Origin of the sequence: Bradyrhizobium sp. NAS80.1 (genome assembly GCF_001908205.1) — a bacterium.
GTDB lineage: Bacteria > Pseudomonadota > Alphaproteobacteria > Rhizobiales > Xanthobacteraceae > Bradyrhizobium.
In genome coordinates this window covers 1-20,985 of record NZ_LGHL01000228.1, presented here as the reverse complement: position 1 = coordinate 20,985, position 20,985 = coordinate 1, and the positions used below count along the sequence as shown (strand labels likewise).

General features: G+C 62.9%; 16 protein-coding genes and 1 tRNA gene. 8 read left to right on the top strand and 9 right to left on the bottom strand.

What is annotated here, in order from left to right:
• Nucleotides 1–75 precede the first annotated feature (75 nt).
• Both carB and greA read left to right on the top strand, forming a co-directional pair.
• Complete coding sequence (carB, locus tag AC629_RS38330) at nt 76–3,540, top strand: carbamoyl-phosphate synthase large subunit (protein ID WP_084809889.1); 3,465 nt, start codon at nt 76–78, stop codon at nt 3,538–3,540.
• Between the two features lie 205 nt (nt 3,541–3,745).
• Complete coding sequence (gene greA, locus AC629_RS38325) at nt 3,746–4,219, top strand: transcription elongation factor GreA (RefSeq protein WP_074117122.1); 474 nt, start codon at nt 3,746–3,748, stop codon at nt 4,217–4,219.
• Nucleotides 4,220–4,509: 290 nt separating this feature from the next.
• On the opposite strand, the gene AC629_RS38320 is transcribed toward greA, so the two are convergent.
• A complete protein-coding gene (locus AC629_RS38320) occupies nt 4,510–4,989 on the bottom strand; it encodes an Lrp/AsnC family transcriptional regulator (RefSeq protein WP_027534298.1) in 480 nt (159 codons plus the stop codon).
• Between the two features lie 267 nt (nt 4,990–5,256).
• Here AC629_RS38320 and trxB point away from each other — a divergent pair, with 267 nt between their 5' ends.
• From trxB to AC629_RS50015, 4 genes are all read left to right on the top strand, one after another.
• Nucleotides 5,257–6,219 (top strand): thioredoxin-disulfide reductase, encoded by a 963-nt coding sequence (gene trxB / locus AC629_RS38315; protein WP_084809888.1) that lies wholly within the window; start codon nt 5,257–5,259, stop codon nt 6,217–6,219.
• Between the two features lie 5 nt (nt 6,220–6,224).
• Nucleotides 6,225–7,148 (top strand): LysR family transcriptional regulator, encoded by a 924-nt coding sequence (locus AC629_RS38310; RefSeq protein ID WP_084809887.1) that lies wholly within the window; start codon nt 6,225–6,227, stop codon nt 7,146–7,148.
• A gap of 445 nt (nt 7,149–7,593) precedes the next feature.
• Nucleotides 7,594–8,502: a 4-hydroxy-tetrahydrodipicolinate synthase family protein gene (locus AC629_RS38305; RefSeq protein ID WP_084809886.1), complete on the top strand. Its 909-nt coding sequence runs from the start codon at nt 7,594–7,596 to the stop codon at nt 8,500–8,502.
• Between the two features lie 407 nt (nt 8,503–8,909).
• Complete coding sequence (locus AC629_RS50015) at nt 8,910–9,035, top strand: hypothetical protein (RefSeq protein WP_283848231.1); 126 nt, start codon at nt 8,910–8,912, stop codon at nt 9,033–9,035.
• 136 nt (nt 9,036–9,171) lie between these two features.
• Here the strand turns inward: AC629_RS50015 and AC629_RS38300 are convergent, their stop codons facing one another.
• Together AC629_RS38300 and AC629_RS38295 are read right to left on the bottom strand one after the other, a co-directional pair.
• Nucleotides 9,172–9,849 (bottom strand): AAA family ATPase, encoded by a 678-nt coding sequence (locus tag AC629_RS38300; protein ID WP_084809885.1) that lies wholly within the window; start codon nt 9,847–9,849, stop codon nt 9,172–9,174.
• 503 nt (nt 9,850–10,352) lie between these two features.
• A complete protein-coding gene (locus AC629_RS38295; protein WP_084809884.1) occupies nt 10,353–10,700 on the bottom strand; it encodes a hypothetical protein in 348 nt (115 codons plus the stop codon).
• Between the two features lie 401 nt (nt 10,701–11,101).
• Here AC629_RS38295 and AC629_RS38290 point away from each other — a divergent pair, with 401 nt between their 5' ends.
• The gene (locus AC629_RS38290) at nt 11,102–12,046 is read left to right on the top strand and encodes an AEC family transporter (RefSeq protein ID WP_084809883.1); all 945 of its coding nucleotides are present in this window, start codon (nt 11,102–11,104) and stop codon (nt 12,044–12,046) included.
• 21 nt (nt 12,047–12,067) lie between these two features.
• Here AC629_RS38290 and AC629_RS38285 read toward each other — a convergent pair whose 3' ends face one another.
• From AC629_RS38285 to AC629_RS38260, 6 genes are all read right to left on the bottom strand, one after another.
• Nucleotides 12,068–12,388 carry an SGNH hydrolase domain-containing protein gene (locus AC629_RS38285; protein WP_084809882.1) on the bottom strand — a complete coding sequence of 107 codons (321 nt, stop codon included), beginning with the start codon at nt 12,386–12,388 and terminating at the stop codon, nt 12,068–12,070.
• Nucleotides 12,389–12,547: 159 nt separating this feature from the next.
• A complete protein-coding gene (locus tag AC629_RS38280; protein ID WP_143199770.1) occupies nt 12,548–14,716 on the bottom strand; it encodes an acyltransferase family protein in 2,169 nt (722 codons plus the stop codon).
• A gap of 155 nt (nt 14,717–14,871) precedes the next feature.
• Nucleotides 14,872–15,162: a hypothetical protein gene (locus tag AC629_RS38275; RefSeq protein ID WP_084809880.1), complete on the bottom strand. Its 291-nt coding sequence runs from the start codon at nt 15,160–15,162 to the stop codon at nt 14,872–14,874.
• 90 nt (nt 15,163–15,252) lie between these two features.
• Nucleotides 15,253–15,329: transfer RNA gene (locus AC629_RS38270), tRNA-His, on the bottom strand.
• 194 nt (nt 15,330–15,523) lie between these two features.
• The gene (locus AC629_RS38265) at nt 15,524–15,958 is read right to left on the bottom strand and encodes a phasin (protein WP_084809879.1); all 435 of its coding nucleotides are present in this window, start codon (nt 15,956–15,958) and stop codon (nt 15,524–15,526) included.
• Between the two features lie 372 nt (nt 15,959–16,330).
• Nucleotides 16,331–16,714, bottom strand: coding sequence for a phasin family protein (locus AC629_RS38260; protein WP_084809878.1), 384 nt, complete (start codon nt 16,712–16,714; stop codon nt 16,331–16,333).
• A 297-nt stretch (nt 16,715–17,011) separates the two neighbouring features.
• Here AC629_RS38260 and AC629_RS38255 point away from each other — a divergent pair, with 297 nt between their 5' ends.
• The gene (locus tag AC629_RS38255) at nt 17,012–20,440 is read left to right on the top strand and encodes a PAS domain S-box protein (protein WP_084809877.1); all 3,429 of its coding nucleotides are present in this window, start codon (nt 17,012–17,014) and stop codon (nt 20,438–20,440) included.
• Nucleotides 20,441–20,985 lie beyond the last annotated feature (545 nt).

Below are 20,985 nucleotides of genomic sequence, written 5' to 3'. Positions count from 1 at the left end.
CGCGCTCTCGCACAAGGGGACGCGCAGCAAGCGCGCCCTTTTTTTTGTGCCCAGATTCCAGTCCGGCGAGAGTTGATGCCCAAACGTACAGACATCACCACCATCCTCATCATCGGCGCCGGTCCCATCGTGATCGGCCAGGCTTGCGAGTTCGACTATTCGGGCACACAGGCGGTGAAGACGCTGAAGGAAGAGGGCTATCGCATCGTCCTCGTCAATTCCAACCCGGCCACCATCATGACCGACCCGGAATTGGCCGATGCGACCTATATCGAGCCGATCACGCCCGAGATTGTCGCCAGGATCATCGAGAAGGAACGTCACGTCATTCCCGGCGGCTTCGCGCTGCTGCCGACCATGGGCGGCCAGACCGCGCTGAACTGCGCGCTGTCGCTGCGCCGGCAGGGCACGCTCGAAAAATTCGACGTCGAAATGATCGGCGCCACCGCTGATGCCATCGACAAGGCCGAGGACCGCCAGCTTTTCCGCAACGCCATGGAGAAGATCGGGCTGCAGACGCCGAAGTCGCGGTTCGCCAACGCGTCCGAGCTGAAGAAGTCCTTCCGCGACAAATACCACGCCGAACGCGAGAAGCTGTCGGGCGCGGCTCTCGAAGAGCTCGATCGGCAATGGACCCTCGGCGAAGGCGACCGCCGCAAGCGCTATCAGGAATATGCGCTGGGCCAGGCGATGATGGCTCTCTCCGAGATCGGCCTGCCCGCGATCATCCGTCCCTCCTTCACCATGGGCGGCACCGGCGGCGGCATCGCCTACAACAAGGAAGAGTTCCTCGACATCATCGAGCGCGGCCTCGATGCGTCTCCGACCAACGAAGTCCTGATCGAAGAATCCGTGCTCGGCTGGAAAGAGTTCGAGATGGAGGTGGTGCGCGACAAGAAGGACAATTGCATCATCGTCTGCTCGATCGAAAATTTCGATCCGATGGGCGTGCACACCGGCGACTCCATCACGGTGGCGCCGGCGCTGACGCTGACCGACAAGGAATACCAGATCATGCGCGACGCCTCGCTGGCGGTGCTGCGCGAGATCGGCGTCGAGACCGGCGGCTCCAATGTGCAGTTCGGCGTCAATCCCGAAGACGGCCGCATGGTCGTCATCGAAATGAACCCGCGCGTGTCGCGCTCCTCGGCGCTGGCCTCGAAAGCGACGGGCTTCCCGATCGCGAAGGTCGCGGCCAAGCTCGCGATCGGCTACACGCTGGACGAAATCGCCAACGACATCACTGGCGGCGCGACGCCGGCCTCGTTTGAGCCGACCATCGACTACGTGGTGACCAAGATCCCGCGTTTCGCTTTCGAGAAATTCCCCGGCGCCTCTTCCACCCTGACCACCTCGATGAAGTCGGTCGGCGAGGTCATGGCGATCGGCCGCACCTTCCAGGAAAGCCTTCAGAAGGCGCTGCGCGGGCTCGAGACCGGGCTCACCGGCCTCGACGAGATCGAGATCGAGGGCCTCGGCCAGGGCGACGACAAGAACGCGATCCGCGCCGCGCTCGGCACGCCGACGCCAAACCGGCTGCTGCAGGTCGCGCAGGCGATGCGGCTCGGCTGGTCCAACGAGGACATCTTCAACTCCTGCAAGATCGACCCGTGGTTCCTTGGCGAGATGCGCGGCATCGTCGACATGGAAGAGAAGATCAAGAAGAGCGGTCTTCCCTCCAACGCCTTCGGCATGCGCACGCTGAAAGCCATGGGCTTCTCGGACGCGCGGCTTGCGGTGCTCGCGCAAACCACGGATGCGGAAGTTACCGCCAAGCGTCACGCGCTGGGCGTCCGCCCCGTGTTCAAGCGCATCGACACCTGCGCTGCCGAATTCGCCTCACCCACGGCCTACATGTACTCGACCTATGAGTCGCCTTTGGCTGGCAATGCCGCGGACGAGAGTGCGCCGTCGGACCGGAAGAAAGTCATCATCCTCGGCGGCGGCCCGAACCGCATCGGCCAGGGCATCGAGTTCGACTATTGCTGCTGCCACGCCTGCTTCGCGCTCTCGGATGCCGGTTACGAGACCATCATGGTCAATTGCAATCCGGAGACGGTGTCGACCGACTACGACACCGCCGACCGCCTCTATTTCGAGCCGCTCACGGCCGAGGATGTGCTGGAGATCATCGCGACCGAGCGCACGAACGGCACGCTGCATGGCGTGATCGTGCAGTTCGGCGGCCAGACGCCGCTGAAGCTTGCGCGTGCGCTGGAAGCTGCCGAAGTGCCGATCCTCGGCACGTCGCCCGACGCCATCGACCTTGCGGAAGACCGTGACCGCTTCAAGCGCGTGCTCGACAAGCTGCGCCTGAAGCAGCCGAAGAACGGCATCGCCTACTCGGTCGAGCAGGCCCGCCTCGTCTCGGCCGATCTCGGCTTGCCGCTGGTGGTGCGTCCATCCTACGTGCTTGGCGGCCGCGCGATGCAGATCATTCGCGAGGAGAACCAGCTCAACGACTATTTGCTCGGCACGCTGCCCGAGCTAGTGCCCGCCGACGTCAAGGCGCGCTATCAGAACGACAAGACCGGGCAGATCAACACCGTGCTCGGCAAGAACCCGCTGTTGTTCGACCGCTATCTGTCGGACGCCACCGAAGTGGACGTGGACTGCCTCTCTGACGGCAAGGACACCTTCATCGTCGGCATCATGGAGCACATCGAGGAAGCCGGCATCCACTCCGGCGACTCCGCATGTTCGCTGCCGCCCTACTCGCTCGATGCCAAGATGATCGAGGAGCTGGAGCGGCAGACCCGCGAGCTCGCGCTCGGCCTCGACGTCGTCGGCCTGATGAACGTACAATACGCGATCAAGGACGGCGAGATCTACGTGCTCGAAGTCAATCCGCGCGCTTCGCGCACGGTGCCGTTCGTCGCCAAGGTGGTCGGCACGCCGGTCGCCAAGATCGCCGCGCGCATCATGGCCGGCGAGAAGCTCGCCGACTTCAAGCTGAAGAAGGCGCAGCTCAAGCATGTCGGCGTCAAGGAATCGGTGTTCCCGTTCGCGCGCTTCCCCGGCGTCGACACGGTGCTCGGTCCCGAGATGCGCTCGACCGGCGAGGTCATGGGCATCGATCGCAACTTCGAAGTAGCGTTTGCGAAAAGCCAGCTCGGCAGCGGCACGCCCGTACCGCGCAAGGGCACCGTGTTCGTCTCGGTGCGCGAGAGCGACAAGACGCGCATCGCCGAGGCTGTTCGCGAATTGCATTCGCTCGGCTTCAAGGTGCTGGCGACTTCGGGCACGGCGCGCTACCTGACCGACCAGGGCGTTCCGACCGAGAAGGTGAACAAGGTTCTGGAAGGGCGGCCGCACATCGTCGACGCCATCACCAACGGCGACGTACAGCTCGTCTTCAACACCACCGAAGGCCCGCAGGCACTGGCCGACAGCCGTTCGCTGCGGCGTGCGGCCCTCTTGCATAAAGTGCCGTATTACACCACTCTTTCCGGGGCCGTGGCGGCCGCGCAGGGCATCCGCGCCTATCTGGGCGGGGACCTTGAGGTTCGTACCCTGCAGAGCTACTTTTCGGAAACCTGATTGCTAGCGGCGGCGAAGCCTCCGCTAGGTGATTGGCGTTGAAGCTACAATGGCCGGAGGAACCGTCCGGCCATGTGGTTGTTCTGTTCCGGCGCCAGACCCACATAACGTTCCGGTGGCCGTGTGTTCAGCCCCAGGAATACCGACGAATCAAGGTTGCCGTGCCCTCGGTCATGGGGCGCGCCTCCGAAGGACGAGAGAAGAGATGGAAAAGGTTCCGATGACTTCGGCCGGATTTGCCGCGCTCGGGGAAGAATTGAAGCATCGCCAGTCCGTGGACCGTCCGCGGATCATCGAGCATATCGCCGAGGCGCGCTCGCACGGAGACCTGTCGGAGAACGCGGAATATCACGCCGCGAAGGAAGAGCAGTCGCACAATGAAGGCCGCATTGCCGAGCTTGAGGACAAGCTCGCGCGCGCCGACATCATCGACATCTCGAAACTCTCCGGCGACACCATCAAGTTCGGCGCAACCGTGACGCTGGTCGACGAGGACACCGAGAAGAAGACGGTGTGGCAAATCGTCGGCGAGGTCGAGGCCGATGCCAAGAAGGGCCGCATTTCCATCACCTCGCCGCTCGCGCGCGCGTTGATCGGCAAGAAGAAGGGTTCGTCCGTCGAGGTCAACACACCCGGCGGCGCCAAGGCGTATGAGATCACCAAGGTGGAGTGGCGGTAAGGATTTGCCGCTGCAAGTGATGACGTTTGAAAAGGCCGCGCCCCGCGCGGCCTTTTTTTTCGCGTCTGCGCGTAACTTGCGTGAGCAGAGTACGCGCTCTTACCCCTCGTCATTGCAATGACGGAGCCGCGCCCTCGCTCTCGTGTCCCGGACGCGCTGCAACGCTCTTAGCGTTGCTGCGCTGAGCCGGGACCCAGAAGGCAACACGGGAAGGCGCGGTGAGATGGGCCCCGGCCCTGCAGCGCACCGCTACGCGCTGCGCTGCGTCCGGGGCACGAGAGCGGCGCCTGCTACCTTCTTCCCTTCACGTCCAGCGGCACGGCCGCCTCATATTTCGAGTTGTGCAGCACCAGCGAGGTCCGCACGTTGCGAACGTGGGGCGCGGCGGTGAGGTGGGTGACGAAATCCTGGAAGGTCGCCATGTCAGGCGCGACGCATTTCAGGATGAAGTCGACCTCGCCCGACAGCATCCAGCACTCCCGCACCAGCGGCTCGGCGCGGACGAACTCCTCGAAGGCGCGCAAATCCGCCTCGGCCTGGCTGGACAGGTGCACCGCGGCAAACACCGTGACGTCGAAGCCGAGCTTGCGGGCATCCAGCAGCCCCCGGTAGCCGTGGATGTAGCCCTCCTCCTCCAGCGCCCGGACGCGGCGCAGGCAGGGCGGGGGCGAAATACCGACCCGCTTGGCCAGCTCGACATTTGTGATTCGACCGTCGGCCTGGATCTCGGCGAGAATTTTGAGGTCGATCTCGTCTAGGTTCCGCGACACGTGATTGGAACTCCTGGCCTTAATGGCGGTATCGGGTGGGTCTGATGCAATCCTCATAGCCAGTCGCGCCCGCCAGCGCAATTTTATTGCGCAATCACGCCAATCGACTTTTGTTCCTTGTTGGAAAAATCCGCTGATTGGGAATGCAATTCTTGCATGGCTCACCAGAAGGCTTAGATTAGCTCTGATATTTCAGCGCCTCCGCAAGGCCCTCCCGGCACGTTCCGCGCCCGCGCTGCAAATCCCCCGTGAAAGGCGTCCGTCAAAATGTCCGCTGTCCACGCTAAGGTCGTCATCATTGGCTCCGGCCCCGCCGGCTACACCGCGGCGATCTACGCCGCCCGCGCGATGCTTGAGCCGATCCTGATCCAGGGCATCCAGCCGGGCGGCCAGCTCACCATCACCACCGACGTCGAGAACTATCCGGGCTTCGCCGACGTGATCCAGGGCCCCTGGCTGATGGAACAGATGGAGAAGCAGGCGGTCCATGTCGGCACTAAGATCGTCTCCGACCTGGTCACCAAGCTGGAGACCGCGCAGCGGCCGTTCCGCCTCACCTGCGACAGCGGCGACGTCTATCTCGCCGACACCGTGATCCTTGCCACCGGCGCACAAGCGCGCTGGCTCGGACTGCCGTCCGAAGGGAAATTCCAGGGCGGCGGCGTGTCGGCCTGCGCCACCTGCGACGGCTTCTTCTACCGCGGCAAGGAAGTCGTGGTGGTCGGCGGGGGCAATTCTGCGGTCGAGGAAGCCCTGTACCTGACCAACCATGCCTCGCAGGTCACCATCGTACATCGTCGCGATCACTTCCGCGCCGAGCGCATCCTGCAGGAGCGTCTGTTCAAGCACCCGAAGATCAAGGTGGTCTGGGACTCAGCTGTCGACGAGATCTGCGGCACCGAGAACCCGAACAAGGTCACCCATGTCCGCCTCAAGAACGTCAAGACCGGCGCACGCACCGAGCTGAAGGCCGACGGCGTGTTCATCGCCATCGGCCATGCACCGGCGACGGAGCTCGTAAAGGGCCAGGTCAAGCTCAAACCGTCGGGCTATGTCGAGGTCGCCCCGAACTCGACCGCGACTTCGGTGCCCGGCCTGTTCGCCGCCGGCGACGTCGCCGACGAGACCTATCGCCAGGCCGTCACGGCCGCCGGCCTCGGCTGCATGGCAGCTCTCGAAGCCGAACGTTTCCTGGCCCTGCGCGCCAGCGAGCGCGCGGCAGCGGAATAAAGATCATGCCTCGAACACGCGACGGATTTACGGACATGGATTGGGACAAGCTGAAGGTGTTTCACGCGGCGGCGGAAGCGGGAAGCTTCACGCATGCGGGAGAGCAGCTCGGCCTGTCGCAATCGGCGGTGTCACGCCAGGTCTCCGCGCTGGAGCAGGAGCTCTCGGTCTCGCTGTTCCACCGCCACGCCCGCGGCCTGATCCTCACCGAGCAGGGCGACCTGCTGTTCCGCACCGCGCATGACGTGTTCATGCAGCTCCAGGCGGCGCGCGCGAAACTGACCGACAGCCGCGAGCGGCCGAGCGGCGATCTCAAGATCACCACCACGCCCGGCGTCGGCATCAACTGGCTGATCCCCCGGCTCGGCGAATTCACCGCGCTCTATCCCGAGATTCGTATCTCGCTGATCGTCACCGACGAGGAGCTCGACCTGTCGATGCGCGAGGCGGACGTTGCGATCCGCACCCGCAAGCCGACGCAGCCGGACCTCATCCAGCGCAAGCTGTTCGCGATGGGCTTCCACGCCTATTGCTCGCCCGAATACATCAAGCGCTTCGGCACGCCGCGCACGCTGGAAGAACTCGACTCGCACCGCATCATCACGCTCTCCGACGGCAACTTCGCGCCGCACTTGCAGAACCGCAACTGGCTGATCGAAGCCGGTCGCAACGGCTCGGGTCCGCGCGAAGCCTATTTCAAGGTCAACAACATCCTCGGCCTCGTGCGTGCCTGTCAGCAGGGCCTCGGCATCGCGGCGCTGCCCGACTATCTCGTCGAGGAGCAGAGCAAGCTTGTGCAGCTCTTCGGTGAATCGGATTCGATCCAACTCGACACGTATTTCGTCTATCCCGAGGAGTTGAAGACGGTCGCGCGCGTGCAGGTGTTCCGCGACTTCGTGGTGAGCAAGGCGCAGCGCTGGCCGTCCTGATTTCCGCATGACTGACATGCGACCTGGACGGTTGCTGCATGGCGTGAGGCGAGCCCATAATGTTTCCACGCTGAACGTTCGCGTTGCGCATTTGTCCCCCTCCTCCAGTGGCGCGGAAGTTCAGTAATCCCTCTTGGAAGGTGATTGTGTCGGCCTCACGTGGCCAATACCTCAAGCCGGGCTCTCTTGGGCCCGGCTTTTTTTTCATGCAAATTGGCTTTCGCCTTCCGCGTGTATTGACAGTTCCGGGCATACCCCGCATCATTTACGAATGATCACGAAGTCGTGCGCAATCATCTCGAAAAAAGGCCCCCATCCGGGGACCTCGGATTTTTGCGCGCGCTAATCGACTTCGTCATCGCAGCAAATCCCGAAAACCCCGCCGCCTGGACGGGGTTTTTTCATGTGCCCTCCGTCTCAGGTCTTCCAGAGAAGGAGAAGGAACATGACCGATCTACAAGATCATTTGCACGGGCTGTGGCTGCCGCTGGTGACGCCGTTTCGCGACGGCCGTCTCGATGAGACGTCGCTGCGGCGGCTGACGCGGCATTACAGCGCACAAGCCGTCGACGGCTTCATACTCGGGGCGACTTCCGGTGAAGGCATGACGCTGCGCGAGGCTGAGCTCGAGCGCCTCGTCGCTGTCGTGCGCGACGAGATGGCGGCCGGCCACCGCAAGCTACCGATCTGCCTCGGACTGTCAGGTGCTGACACCTCGCGGCTGAAGGATCGCCTCGACGAGACCGCGGACTGGCCGATCGACGGCTATCTGATCGCAAGCCCCTATTATGTGCGGCCGTCGCAGCGCGGACTCCTGGCGCATTTCGAGGCGCTCGCCGATCACGCCGCCTGGCCGCTCATGCTCTACAACATCCCCTATCGCACCTCGGTCAACATCACCAACCAGACGCTGCTGCGCCTTGCCGAGCACCCCAACATCGTCGGGCTCAAGGATTGCGGCGCGAACCGCGAGCAATCGATCGCGCTGCTGCGCGACCGCCCCAGGGGATTTCGCGTGCTCACCGGCGAGGATGCGAACTACTTCGAGGCGCTCACCGACGGCGCCGACGGCGGCATCGTGCTGTCGGCCCATGTCGAGACCGCGACCTTTGCCGCTGTTCACACCGAGCTGAAGCGCGGCAACCACGATGCGGCGCTGGCACGCTGGCACGAGGTCGCCGAGCTGACGCGCCTGTTGTTCGCCGAGCCGAGCCCTGCGCCTGCGAAGTACTGGCTGTGGCGAAGTGGCCTCATCGACAGCCCCGAAGTGCGCCTGCCGATGGTGGAAGTCAGCAGCGAACTCGCCGCCACGCTCGATCGCGAGATCGAGCGAAGGATGCCGGTGGCAGCATAGCGCCTGTCCCCGCTTGCAGAAGGAGTACTTGTCGTCATTCCGGGGCGCGCGCAGCGCGAGCTATGATGCGCAATTGCGCATCTGAGAATCCATTCATCCACCAACTCCGCCGAACGATGGATTCCGGGCTCGCGACTTCGTCGCGCCCCGGAATGACGGCGGAGGAGAAGGAGTGAAACGGCGTGCCCGTGGTTAACGGCGTGCGAAGAACCTTCGCTGCCGCGGCATGGCGCATCCACGGCTTTCGCGTCTGGCTGGTCGGCTGGCGCGGATGGTTAATCCGTGGGTAGCACCTGTGTTCAAATGCGCACTGGCTTGCCGCCCGGAATATTAAAACATCCCGCCTATCGTTCACGTCCATAAGCGAAGAAATCGCGGGGGCGTTTGTGAATAGTCGGAATGAAGCGGTGTCGCATTACGACGCCGGAGAGCAGGGTTTTACCACCGCGGACATTCTCTGGTCCGTCGGCATCTGGTCGGTGATCCTGACACTGTCGCCGGTCATCGTGTTCTACATGCTGCTGGTGGCGTAAGGCGCGATCGTCATCGCGCTCTTTGTTGCACGATCTCTCCGGAGTCGCACTCCGGAGCGTGCTCTCGTCATCATCCCAGAAACGCAAAACGCGCAGACTGCTGCGCGTTTTTCGTCCGGGGAATGAATGTTGAAAATTATGCTGCCTGCTTGTGCATTGCGCCGGATGCCGACGCCGTGCCGCGAATAGCCTTAACCGAACGCTCGATCGCCGCCCACAGCCTTGCAATTTCCTGAGCCGCACGGCTCTCGGCCTGATATTCCCGCGCGCCCTCGCCGTGGCTCAGCGCCATCAGGAGATCCGAACGGTTGGTGATCTGGCCGCCCCACACCGGAGCCCGGAATTTTGCCAGCGCCTCGCGGGCGATGGTGACGATCGGGCTTTCGGACTCGTCGCGGCGGGCCGGCGCCCCGTTGAGCACGACCGCGTAGGGCTTGCGCGCCGCGCGGCACATCTGGATCGTTTCCTGCACCGCGTTGACGTCGAACACGCCGGGACGCGCCGGAATGATCACCATCGTCGCGTTCCTGATCGCGTCGTCGACGACGGCCGACAGATTCGGCGGCGTGTCGATCAACACCCATTCATATCCATCGCGCTTGGCAGCGGAGACGATGCCGCTGACGGAGTTCACCGCAGCCTTGATCGGCGGCTCGTTGGTGCCACGCAGCTTGTGCCACAGCGTGAGCGAACCTTGCGGATCCGCGTCCACGAGCATGACCTGCTTGCTCGCCTTGATCTGCGCGGCGAGATGTGCGGCCAGGGTACTCTTGCCCGAGCCGCCTTTACGCGATGCAAAAACAATAACGTTCATACCTTGGCCTCCAGTTGACCCCAGGCGCCGAAAATGAATCAGCGCGCTGATTCGGGAAAGAAAAATTTACCGGCGGTTGCGTCGCAGTCACGAAATAACAAGACGTGTTGGCTTTTGAGTCACACTGCTCCGTGCGACGAGTCACAAACTGCAGTGAAACGCCTTTCAGACGGGCATTCGTTCGTTTTCCAGGCAGCAACGCGGGAAAAACCGGAACGCAACCTCTCCGCGCAAACCCTTTTCCAGCGGATGCGCTGTAATCGCCGCAAGCACGCGCGCAGGTCGTGCGAACAAAAGGAGTCCGGTGGCTGTCGCGTAGCTGATGTCAGTCATTTTGACTTAAGGGCTGCGAGACGACGTCACGCCTCCCGCGATCGGAGGACATTGCGGCGGCGATCATGTCCATTCGCACGCGCCTGGCTACGAGAGGCGCCGGAAACGCGAATGCCCGGGGAGAACCCGGGCATGACGGAGTTTCACGATTGGAACGGGCGACGAAGCGCTCAGCTCGGCTCGGTCTTTTTCTTCTTGCTCGCCTTCGGCGCCGGCTTGCTGCTCTTCCTGGCGGTGTGCGGCTTAGCGCGGCCCTCACCCGGCTCGGGTCCCTGGCGGAAGAAAACCTTGCACTGCGGCGAGAGCTGCGCCTTCTTCTGGATCATGCAGGCGGTGATGGCGTCGACGTTCGGAACGAACTCGCCGCACAGCCGCATCGCGTCGGGCGAGCAGGCCTGCTGCTGCTCGGGCGTGTAGGCGAAGCCAGCACCCGGCTGGACCAGGACGGCCAGTGCAATCCCGAAGGTTGCGGCAGCCGAGGATTTTGCAAAGGATGTTCTCAAGCGAAAGGTCGGCATCGATCCTCCCAAATGTCGAGTCAGAGGGAATAGTGGGTGAACGCCGGTTGGTTGGCAACGCGCGGAAATACGAAACCCTGGAGATGTGCGCTCTCGGCAACAGGCCGGTCAGCCCTGCAGCCAGACCAGCGGCAACAGGACGCAGAGGCACCTGCCGGGGACGGCTCCGCAATGCACGGCTAACCCTTTGGCGGAACTGGCGAGGTCGGGTCCGGCCCGAGCCTCCATTGACCGTCAGGCAAAAAACGCGAAAACAACCCCATGCAAAGTAGCCGATGAGGGCTGAACCGGCACTTTGCGGATTTTACGAAACCCCTTTGACACGTCGGGCAACACAGCGGCATGATGCGACCACTAGGGATGCGTGGGGTGGTCAGCTATCCCCTTCAGGTGAGGGTCGCATGGCCACCGTGTTGATCGTCGCTCCGGTCTTTGCCCTGATTGCGGCCGGCTATGCGGCGGTGCTGTTTCGCTTCGTCTCCGAGACCGCGCACAAGGGCATCTCCGAATTCGCCTTCAGCATCGCCATCCCCGCTTTGCTGTTCCGCACCATCGTCGTGTCGGAATTCCCTGATGTCAGCCCCTACAGGATGTGGGGCGCCTATTACGGCGCGCTCGCCATCACCTGGATCGCGGCGCTCATCCTGTCGGCCCTGCTGCGTGAGCGGCGCGAGGACCACGAGGACGGCGTCGTGTTCGCGATCGGCTCGGTCTACGGCAACATCGTGATGCTCGGCATTCCGCTCACGCTCTCGGCGCTGGGCAACGAGGCCGCGGGGCCAATGGCGCTGATCCTGTCGGTGAACACGCCGCTGCTCTGGCTCTGCGGCATCCTGCAGATGGAGCTTGTCAGCCGCAAGCGGACCGGCTCGCCTCTGTCGGTGATCCGGCCCGTGCTCGCAGATCTCGCGCGCAATCCGCTGATGCTGGCGATCGGCTTCGGCGTCGTCTGGCGCTTCACCGGCCTCGGCCTCAATCCTGTCGTCGACAAGACAATCGAACTGCTCGCGCAGGCGGGATCGCCGGCGGCGCTGATCGCGCTCGGCATCAATCTGTTCCGCTTCGAGGTCAAGGGCGAGAAGCTCGGCATCATCGTCATGAGCGCGCTAAAACTGCTGGCGATGCCGGCGGCCGCCTTCCTGCTCGCAAAGCTGCTGAACCTGCCGCCGCTTGCGGCCGCCGTGGTCGTGCTGTTCGCGGCGATGCCGACCGGCGCGAACGCGTACATCTTTGCGGTTCAGTACCAGCGACTGGTGAACCCGGTGTCGGGGGCGGTTGCGCTGGGCACGCTGCTGGCTGCGGTGACGTTGCCGGTGGTGGTGATGATCGTGGCGGGGATGAAGTAGCGTTGCGTGTGATTGATGGTCCTATCGCTTTCCCAAAGCCGATTTGAAGGCAGCATCGAACAAACCCCGGTACTGAAGCGCATTGACGTTGGAAATGTGGGCTGTATCGCGGAAATTGGCTTGCCCGTTCCTGACCAGATAACACTCGTTGCGCTCGCAGACCACGGACTGCGGGTCCACCAGGACCAGTCGCGGGTTATCTCTGTGCTTGAAGATCTGCATCGCCACGTCATCTCGGGACCACTTCTTGGTATAGCGGCTCGACCGCATGACATGCACTTCATCGTCGACCGCGCCAATGTCGACGATTATCAGGGCTGGGAGATTTGAATCCTCCAACATGGTTGCCGAGACCAAAGCAGAGGCGATCAGTATGGGTTGGCCGGCAAAGGCGGCGACCGAGACGTTCGGCGCTGGCAGAAGTACTGATGAGATCGAGCGCGATCACCCCTCAGTCTGATCGCGCTCGTGGCCGCGCGGCAGTGGCCCTCGGAGGCGGCGTTAATGCGAAACAACTCCGAGGACTACATCAATAAAAAAATCGAGGAAGTGCAAATGCTCCCGAACAAAGACAGGACGCAGATGGACACCGTCTGTAAATTTCGGCTCGCGTGCTCCGAAAAAGGGTGAGCACGTTTCGCCGTTCCCGCAAACGTCGGGAAACGCATCTAGAAGCTTCGCTCCGGTGCGCTCTGCGACGGCACGCAGATCAGCGTCATGCTGAGCATAAACCGCTCGCAAATCGGCAGTTGGCACGGACTTCTGAGCATTCGGATCGACGCGAAACCCAGTGATACCTCGTGTGACCATACGTTGAGGGTTTAGGCTTGTAGGAGACTGCGGCGCGCCTAGCACGAGGTAAACTGTCGCATTCAGTTCTAGTTCGCGAACATAATCTTCGAGGTTGGCGTAAAAGGCACGCCTCCCTTCTTCTCCTCCATCCAGAGGAATAGATTTGCCCTCCCGTTCGATAAAGGCATTTTTCCTGGGCCAATAGTGAGGGCCGATAACGACCGTCTGCACCTTCTCTCTTCGTACCAACGCCGACAATCTGTTCGCGACGGTGGCGCAGTTTGCAAATTCATCACGGGCGATCACACCAGGCACCAACGGGCATGCTGGGCCGGTCACTAAATATGCGTGGACCGCTAACCGCCCTTCGTCTGCGAGTTGCTGCAAACGAGGGCCGTAGTGGAACATCGTACTGTTGCCAGCCAGCACTACTTTGCGAGCGCCTTGGCCGATTTGAGCGACAATGGAGTATCCGCGGCTATCATATTCGAGAACGTTCATGCCGTTCGTCGGCGCGTAAGTCGCGTCCAGAGTGGCGGCGTTAATCTTATCCAGATCGCGGCTGTCGGAAAAACGCTGCGGCACGCCGCCTGTGACCCATACCGCCAAGCCACAAGTGCCAAGCACGGCGAGGCAGGCAGCGACAACTTGAGTGCATTGCGAGCGACTGGAACTAAGGCGAACAGGACGTTCAATGAAGCGGTATGTGGTCCAAGCTAACAACAGGCTCGCGATCACTATTCCGAAGGCCATAAGAAGAGTCGGAGGCTTCCCTCGGATAACATAAGAGAAGGCGATCAGCGGCCAATGCCAGAGATATAGAGGATAGCTGATAAGCCCTATGGACACCGCGAGGCGACTTGAAAGGATGTTTTTGTTAACTACGGCATCTGAACTGGCCAGGATGATCGCAGCCGAACCCGCCACGGGCAGCAAAGCGAGCCAGCCGGGGAAGCTCATCTCCGGTGAAAACAATCGCGCGGACATCAAGATGGTTGCCAGGCCTGCCAATGAAATTACATGCTTTAGGCCTGCTTTGAGATTGATATCCGGCCGCCAAGCTAGTGCTGCACCGGCTAGCAATTCCCAGAAGCGCGAGAAAGGTAGGTAGAAATCGCTCGACGTGTCGGTGAGCGAGAGGGCGATATTGATCGCAAAGGAAGCCACCAGCAGCCCAACTATCAATCGACCAATCGCGACTTTTAGTTTGAAGGCGATCCAAAGCAGCGGTGGCCAGAGGATGTAGAACTGCTCCTCAATGCCCAAAGACCAAAGATGCAAAAGCGGCTTTGAAGTAGCGGCACTGTCAAAGTATCCGCTCTCGCTCAAGAGTGCGAAGTTAGACAGGAAGCTGGCCCCGAAAAAAACTTGCTTGCCGAGTTGAGCAAGCTGCGAGGGCATCAATACGACGAATCCATATGCCAACACAACGGCGAGGCAAACAGCGAGGGCAGGGAATATGCGCCTAATACGGCGCCCATAAAAGCTCGCTAAAGAGAATCGGTGTTGCTCGATTTCGCTGAACAGGATCTTCGAGATGAGATATCCGGAGATGACGAAAAACACGTCTACGCCAACAAAGCCGCCAGGAAGCCACGCTTCATCAGGGAACGCGTGAAAGATCACCACCAAAAGCACAGCTACCGCCCGCAATCCGTCGATGTTGGGACGATAGTTGTGGGCGAGAGCAATTGTGTTGATCGGTGCGAGCCCGATACGGTTGGGCCGCGCGGGATAAAATCCGAACTCGACTTTCGCTGACACGTCTCGTGCAGGCCTGTCGCGCAATTCCTCATCGAATTGTCCGCGGGCACCTTGCATCCGCATTCGATAATAGAGCCGTCGCAACGGCGTAATGTCGCGAAGAATCCCCCCCAACCATGCCCTTCATTCCACCCTAGGTAGGTTGGTAAGTTGGTGGCATGATTTTCCATATGCGTCCAATTGTTTCTAGGTGTGTCTTCCGGGCTAGTCTCCCGCTTTAATTCTGATTTTACGAATGTTCCACTTGTCCCGTCGCGCAAGGCGGTGGTTCATAGGGCGCTGGTTCTAATCACAAAGGGAAACCAGCTATGCGTGCGCTTGCTGATCAGCTCGGCAACCAGGGCGTCCAAGTCTCGCCGGGTCTCGTCCGTAGTCGCGCCCATGTTGTTGAACGCCCCACGCGCCATTGCATCCAGTCGATCGGCCTGCTCCGGCGAGAGCTGATCCAGCTCAAATTCCCGGCTGCCGACGATCAGCTTCTTTGTTTCGCCGTCAATCCTGACCGCGCCGACGCTGATAGTTCCAAAACTTACGTCTGTTTTCGAGATCGCGCGTGGCATCACTATCTCCCTCCCCTTCAGGATACCCCGATGCTAAAATTCGCCCATTTTCGGCGCTGCAAATCTCTAACTAAGTACTTGATTTTGCGCTGGTACAGTTGGGTGGGCTCGAACCACCGACCTCCTGTTCCACAGACAGGCGCTCTAACCAACTGAGCTACAACTGCATCCTTGCGAGCCGCCCGGGGGGGCGCCTTGGACAGGCCGGTCACCGAGGGGGGCTGGACGGGGCGGAAACTAGGTGCAACGGCCTCCTTTGGCAAGGCCGCAAAACCCCGAAATCGTCAACTTAAGCAACGTTATTTCCAGAACAAAACCCGGGCCCTGCGGCCCGGGCTTCTTAACTTAAACGGCCAATGGCTCAGGCGGCGGGCTTGTAGAACTTCGAGGCGCTGGCCTTGATCGGCTCGGCGGTCTCGGCGGCGACGCGCTGGCCGATCTCGGCGAGCTCCTTGGCCTGGACCTGGAAGGTCTCGAACTGCTTGCGGGCGTGGCCGCTCCACAGCTGCATCGCGTCCGTCGGCGACTTGGCGCCGAGCAGCTCCTGGGCGAAGTCCAGATGGGCGCTGGTGTTGGCCTTCATGAACTCCATCAGCTTGGCGGTGTATTCGCTCGCGCCCTTGCTGGCGCAGGTGAACACGGCCTCGATGGTGCCGTTCTGGCTTTCGGCGGCATCCTTGAACTTCGCGTAGCTCTCCCGGGCCTGCGAAACGCCCTTTTCGGCGAACGCCCGCACCTGCTCGGGAACCTCGAACGGGATGATCGAGGCAGAGAATGGATCAGTCGCACCTGTCATGGTTGTCCCTCACGCTAATGCAAAATGGAGTGAACTTTCCGGCGCGCCCGCCGGCCCCAATCTGGGCCCGAATTCAGCGGGTACGAAGACTGGAATCGCGAAACAATCGAGATGGCTCGCCCAGCGTCGAGCACTATTCCTGCCTATCATGTCAACATTGTGCATCGCAACGCATCCCGAAGTGCGTCGCGACAATTTAATCCCGGCCAGGATGCGGTTCCCGCGGGAACTCGTGGTGGTTGAGGTATTTGGGTGCTGAAAACGCAATATTCGCGCTCCCGTCATTCCGGGGCCCGGAGCGGAGCGAAGGGATGCGCAATTGCGCATCATAGTTCGCGCTACGCGCGCCCCGGAATGACGGCCCGGAGGGGCTCAGTGCTTCGGCCGGGTCGCATCCATCGCGGCGCGGCTGACGATCTGGCCCATTTCGTCGGCCTGCTCGGCCAGCGCGCGCATCTGGGCCTGCACATATTCGCTGTGCAGCCGCATCACCTCGGGCAGGTCCCTGGCGAGAACCAGCGACTGGGCGTAGTCGAGCGAGGCCTTCACGTTGGTCTCGGCAAAAGCGATCACCCGGGCGCCGATGTCCCTGGCGCCGGCCCGCATGTGAGCGCCGCTCTCCTCGATCGAGCCGGCGGCGGCTTCGGCGTTGGCGAGAAGTTTCTCGAACGCCTCGCGCGCCTGCTTGAAGTTCGATTCCGCCATCGATCGCATCTCCGGCGGAAGCTCGAAACGGTCATGTCCCAGGTCGGCCATCCCACCACTCCTGTTGTCCTGCTGTTTTGCTGTTTTGTCCCCCGGCGCGCCCACCTCGAGCCTAGCGGCGAAGGGTATTGCCGGTATGACGAGAGGCCGCGCACGAATCCTGCGGATGCAACGCCTGCGCGGGCTTGCGGGTTCATCCACATTAAGGTTATCGCGGCTTTAGGCCGCCCCCTGAGGACCGGGACGTGGACCTGCCCGCGCCCGCGCGCGATACTAACCCTTTCTTAAGGCTGTCATTCCCGGCAGCCGCCATGCCAGACGCATGACAGCGAGAAGCAAGCCGGTCGGATGAGCAGTTCGGATTTCCAGTTGCGAGGCGTGGGCGATCCGCGGCTGGCCGTACATGCGACATCTCCGCTGCCCGCATGGCTCTGGTCGATCGACGGCACGCGCGTGCTGTGGGCAAATCCCGTCGGCGTGAGGTTGTTCCGGGCCGCCAACGCCGCCGCGCTCGCCGCGAAGACCTTCGGACCAGCGGATCCACATCGCCGCCAGGTGGCCCAGCTCGGCCGCCGGCTGCCCGCGGGCGGCGCAGTCAGGCTCGAGCGGCTGCGCGGCTTCGGCGCCTCCCTCGGCACCCTCATGACCTGCGCGTGCGCGCGGCTCGACTTCGCCGATGGCGGCCATTTCACCGAAAGATCTGGTGTGCTCGTCACCGCGCTGGACCCTGCGGGGCGCACCATGCCGCTGGTCGAGCGCCTGCACCGGCTGGTCGAGGGCGCGAAGGTGCCGATGGCGGCATTCGCGCCCGACGGACTGTTCGTCGGCGCGAGCGAAGCAGCCCGCCCCCTGCTCGGCTTCCGCGATCTCGGCGAAGCCGGCCTCGAACAGGCGCGCAGCGATGCACTTGCCCAAGGCCGCGCGGAGACGCCGATCGGCATCGGCCAGATGGTGCTGCGACGGGTCGGCCAGGGTGCCGATATCGGCCTGGTCGCGCTGATCGAGCCTGCCGTACAGCAGGCCGCGCCGGCGACGACGACGGATGCCGCGTCTGACGCGACCGAAGATACTGTGCGCGAAGACGTCGCGCGCGAAGACGTCGCTGCACCTGCGCCGGAGGCCCCGTTTCCTGCCGCGGTGCCGGACCATGCGCAGCCGGCGCTGCCGGACAAGGCACCGTCCGAATTCACGCTGGTCGACCCCTTCGCCGAGCCGGTCGAAACGCCTTATACAGCCGCGACGATCGAAGCCGCGCCTGAATCTCCGGTTGAAAACCCGCCAGAGGCCATTGTATCGCCGCAGGCTAGGCCGATCACCACAGGCATGGTCGACCGGCCGTCAGCAGAGCCGCCCGCTCCGCGTCAGCATCCACTGCGCTTCCTGTGGCAGATGGATGCCGAGGGGCGCTTTGTGCTCGGCTCCGACGAGTTCATCCGCCTGATGGGCGCGCACACCGCGGCTGGCTTCGGCCGCCCCTGGCGCGAGATCGCCGACGAATTTTCGCTCGACCCTGACGGCCGCATCGCGCAGGCACTTGCCAGCCACGACACCTGGGCCGGGATCACCGTGAACTGGCCGGCCGATGGCGGCGAGCATGTGCCGGTCGAGCTTGCGGGTCTGCCGATCTACGACCGCGAGCGCAACTTTGTGGGCTTCAGGGGTTTTGGCGTCTGCCGCGATCTCGACGCCCTCAACCGGCTCGATGCTCTCAGGCGCTTTGAACTGTTCGTCGAGCCGCCCGCACAGCACGCCCTGTCCGCCGACGTCGTCGAGCCCAAGTCCGAGCCCGAGTCCGAGCTCGAGGCCGAGCCCTTGGAAGAGACTCCGCTGGCAGAGGCTCCCCCACCGCCGATCGAGCCGCCCGCGCCTGAGACTGAGCCTGAGACCAAAGCTGAGACTGAAGCTGAACTGCCCGAACCCGTCACCGAAGCGAATTCACATCCAACCGATCCGGAAACGCCCGTGGAAACGCCTCCCAATGTCGTGCCATTCCGCGCGCCCGGCGACCAGAGATCGCCGACGCTGACGCCCGTCGAGAACAGTGCGTTCAACGAGCTCGCCCGGCAATTGTCCGAGCGGCTCGAACGCGAGCAAGAGACGATCGCATCTGTAACCTCCGAGCCGCCGGCGGCGGAGATCACACCCGAACCACTGACGCCGGAGCATGAGGCTCCGCCCGCACCGGCCGAATGGCTCACCGAGCCCGCGACGCCGGCGCATGGCCACAGCGCGCGCGACCGCACGCTGCTCGACCTCTTGCCATCGGGCATCCTGATCTACCGGCTGGACCGCCTGCTTTACGCGAACCCCGCCTTCCTCGCGCGCATGGGCTATGCCAGCCTCGGCGCGCTGGAGGATGCCGGCGGGCTCGACGCGCTCTATGTCGAGCCGGGCGTGTCGCCCACGAGCAGCACGTCGCAGGCCGGCACGCCGGTGACGATCAGCGCAACCGTCGCCGACGGCGAGCGGCCGCTCGCGACGACCGAAGCGCATCTGCACACGATCGACTGGGACGGCGAGAGCGCGCATGCGCTGATCTGCGCGCTGCCCAAGGCTACAACTGTCATCGCTGCACCTGCTGTCGCGGCGCCTGTCTTCGTCGAGACCGTCGTCACCGAGACCCTGGCAACAATCCCTGGCGCGCCCGAGCCTGAGCCCGAAGCGGGCGACGCCGATGCCGAGGATCTCGCCGCGATCCTCGACACCACGGCCGAAGGCATCGTCATGTTCGATGCCGAAGGCAACATCCACGCCTGCAACCGCAGCGCGGAGGCGCTGTTCGGCTATGACGGCGAAGAGCTGCTGCAGCAGAATCTCACGACGCTGTTTGCGCCCGAGAGCCAGCACGTCGTCGTCGACTATCTGGAGCACCTCAAGGGCCAGGACATCGCGAGCCTGCTCGACCACGGCCGCGAGGTGCTGGGGCGCGAAAAGAAGGGCGGTGTCATTCCGCTGGCCATGATCATGGGCCGCACCCGGCCCGACGGCCCGAACTTCTTCGCCGTCTTCCGCGACCTCTCGCAGAGCAAGAAGGGCGAGAGCGAGCTGAAGCAGGCGCGGCGCCTCGCCGACGGCGCCGCCAACGCCAAGGCCGACATGCTGGCGCGGATCAGCCACGAGATCCGCACGCCGCTTAACGCCATCATCGGCTTCGCCGAGGTGATGATCTCCGAACGCTTCGGAACGCTCGGCAACGAGCGCTACGGCGAATACATGAAGGACATCCGCGCCTCCGGCGAGCGCGTGATCGCGATCATCGATGATCTCTTGGAGCTGTCGCGCATCGAGACCGGAAAGCTTGACCTCAACTTCTCCAACCTCAATCTCAACGATCTCGTCGAAGCCTGCGTCACGGTGATGCAGCCGCAGGCCAATCGCGAGCGCATCATCATCCGCACCTCGCTCGCCCATGCGCTGCCGCAGGTGACGGCAGATGCACGCGCGATGCGGCAGATCACCATGAATCTGATATCGAACTCGATAAGGCTTGCCAGCGCCGGCGGCCAGGTCATCGTCTCGACCGCGCTGACCGACCGCGGCGCGATTGCCTTGCGCATCCGCGACACCGGCCACGGCCTTTCCGAGCGGGAAGTCGCCGCCGCAATGGAGCCGTTCTGCACCCCGCCGCCCGGCGATGCCTCGGATAGTTCGGCGCTTAGCCTGTCCCTGACCAAGGCGCTGGTCGAAGCCAACCGCGCCCAGTTCAACATCAAGAGCGCAGCCAATTCCGGCACGCTGATCGAAGTCGTGTTCGCACAGGCGCTGGCGAAGGCTTGAGGTTTAGATCAGGTTGGACTTGATCGATGCCGCGGTGGGTTTCGCCGCGGTCGCCATATCGTGAAAGCGGACTCTCGCGATCACGCGGCCATAACGTGGAATATTGCGTCTCCAAGGCAAATCCAGATGTGAGACCCCCGCATGCAGGGCGGGATCCATTTGGAGACACATATGATCACCTCAAAGATGCTGGTTGTGGTCGCGATCGTATCGACAATGGGCACGGTGTCCGCGCAGTCCTTTCATCCTTCGTCGCCTGGAAAGGAAACGACCACCAGACCCTGGACGGCGCCGGTCGGCCACCGGCAACCCCACGCATCCGACGTTCCCGCGACAACCCCGGGATCGCAGTATGTCCTTGATCAGGAGGATGCCCTCGTCGACCGCAAGATCAGTGGCATTTGCCGAGGGTGCTGATCGCGCCATCGGGATAGGGGGGCGTCTCGCGACGCCGCCCCTCCCACACCACCGGACATACGGGTCCGTATCCGGCGGTTCAGCGGATTATGCGGGCCGCGGTGCCGCGACGGAAGCCAAGCCGAGTG

What these genes read in the sequence shown, in the direction of transcription:
- carB (WP_084809889.1), top strand. Translation starts at nt 76, where the DNA reads ATGCCCAAACGTACAGACATCACCACCATCCTCATCATCGGCGCCGGT.
- greA (WP_074117122.1), top strand. Translation starts at nt 3,746, where the DNA reads ATGGAAAAGGTTCCGATGACTTCGGCCGGATTTGCCGCGCTCGGGGAA.
- trxB (WP_084809888.1), top strand. Translation starts at nt 5,257, where the DNA reads ATGTCCGCTGTCCACGCTAAGGTCGTCATCATTGGCTCCGGCCCCGCC.
- AC629_RS38310 (WP_084809887.1), top strand. Translation starts at nt 6,225, where the DNA reads ATGCCTCGAACACGCGACGGATTTACGGACATGGATTGGGACAAGCTG.
- AC629_RS38305 (WP_084809886.1), top strand. Translation starts at nt 7,594, where the DNA reads ATGACCGATCTACAAGATCATTTGCACGGGCTGTGGCTGCCGCTGGTG.
- AC629_RS38300 (WP_084809885.1), bottom strand. Translation starts at nt 9,849, where the DNA reads ATGAACGTTATTGTTTTTGCATCGCGTAAAGGCGGCTCGGGCAAGAGT.
- AC629_RS38295 (WP_084809884.1), bottom strand. Translation starts at nt 10,700, where the DNA reads ATGCCGACCTTTCGCTTGAGAACATCCTTTGCAAAATCCTCGGCTGCC.
- AC629_RS38290 (WP_084809883.1), top strand. Translation starts at nt 11,102, where the DNA reads ATGGCCACCGTGTTGATCGTCGCTCCGGTCTTTGCCCTGATTGCGGCC.
- AC629_RS38285 (WP_084809882.1), bottom strand. Translation starts at nt 12,388, where the DNA reads ATGTTGGAGGATTCAAATCTCCCAGCCCTGATAATCGTCGACATTGGC.
- AC629_RS38275 (WP_084809880.1), bottom strand. Translation starts at nt 15,162, where the DNA reads ATGCCACGCGCGATCTCGAAAACAGACGTAAGTTTTGGAACTATCAGC.
- AC629_RS38265 (WP_084809879.1), bottom strand. Translation starts at nt 15,958, where the DNA reads ATGACAGGTGCGACTGATCCATTCTCTGCCTCGATCATCCCGTTCGAG.
- AC629_RS38260 (WP_084809878.1), bottom strand. Translation starts at nt 16,714, where the DNA reads ATGGCCGACCTGGGACATGACCGTTTCGAGCTTCCGCCGGAGATGCGA.
- AC629_RS38255 (WP_084809877.1), top strand. Translation starts at nt 17,012, where the DNA reads ATGAGCAGTTCGGATTTCCAGTTGCGAGGCGTGGGCGATCCGCGGCTG.